At 53.0% G+C, this 645-nt stretch carries 1 protein-coding gene; it reads right to left on the minus strand.

Annotated features, from left to right (window positions below):
- Window positions 1-645 (minus strand): FHA domain-containing protein (locus tag RMSM_RS21080; protein ID WP_040768676.1); only part of this gene is annotated, 645 nt, incomplete at both ends.

Raw genomic sequence — 645 nt, forward strand, 5'->3', positions numbered from 1 at the left:
GGCGAGTCGAATATTTTGCGACTCGAGGACTTGAACGAGATCATCCATCACGGCGCGGTTGGTGACCGCAGACTCATGAATTTCCAGCACAAGATTGGCGTTGCCCGCCATCTCGCGTGCTTTGATCAGCGATTCGATCAATCCTTGAACGTCCCCGATTTCCTTGGGGTGTGTATTGACGAACAACATTGGGCTCTCAGGAAAATCGCGTCCTACGCGAATCCCCTCCCAGCGTAGCAGGCGGCTCAATTCGACTTCGAGACTGAGTTGTTCAGCTGCTTGAAACATCGCGCCAACGGACTCGAGTCCAAACACGCTTCCTCGCCCGAGAATTTCGTGCCCAATCATCTCGTGACTGTCGCTGTTCAAATCCACGATGGCTTGAAAGTGGGGTCGCACCAGACGCTCGGACATCAGGCGGTCAAATTGGACTAGCGCCAAGGCTTGGTCACAAATATTTTCCGCGATAGTACCGTTGGTCGCTCCGGTCACCGATTGACGATAAACACGAAAAGGTGCTTCGGCGAAATGAATAAGATCTTCTTCGCTGATTCGAATGCTTTGATGCGGTTCGACCCGCTTCCCGTTAACGTAAGTTCCATTGGTGCTGCCAAGATCAGTCAGCTGGAGAGCTCCGTCGCGGAT

Origin of the sequence: Rhodopirellula maiorica SM1 (assembly GCF_000346295.1) — a bacterium.
GTDB lineage: Bacteria > Planctomycetota > Planctomycetia > Pirellulales > Pirellulaceae > Novipirellula > Novipirellula maiorica.